Source organism: Neisseria sp. P0021.S007, assembly GCF_051956855.1.
Map to the genome: position 1 here is coordinate 1 of NZ_JBQCXA010001672.1, position 448 is coordinate 448.

Consider the following 448-nt stretch of genomic DNA (forward strand, 5'->3'; position numbering starts at 1 on the left):
GGAGGATGACTACGCCGCTTTCGGCTTTTTGGATACGCTCAAGGGTTTTGGGCAATGACCAGGAATGGCGCGGGTTGGCTTGGATGAAGTCCATGACGCTGAAGGGTTCGTGGACGCGGACGAGGGTTTCTTCGTCGGCGGTTGGTGTACCTTTGACGAGGGCGAGGTGGGTTTCGCCTGAGAGTTTGTCGACGTAAACGTGTTGTTGGAACTCGCCCCACGGGGTTTGTACGGGTGCGTTGCCCATGTCTTCGAGCAGGCTTTCGGTGCGGCTGCGGTATTCGATGAGGTCGGTAATGGTGCCGATTTTGAGGTTGTGTTCTTCGGCGAATTTCATCAGTTCGGGCATGCGCGCCATGGTGCCGTCGTCGTTGATGATTTCGCAGATGACGGCGGCGGGAATCAGGCCGTTCATTTGTGCCAGATCAACGCCGGCTTCTGTGTGTCC

At 57.1% G+C, this 448-nt stretch carries 1 protein-coding gene; it reads right to left on the minus strand.

Annotation, left to right across the window (positions count from 1 at the left end; translation table 11 throughout):
• Nucleotides 1–448: 3,4-dihydroxy-2-butanone-4-phosphate synthase (locus tag ACTHUR_RS20845; protein WP_440400706.1), on the minus strand; the 448-nt coding region annotated here is incomplete at both ends.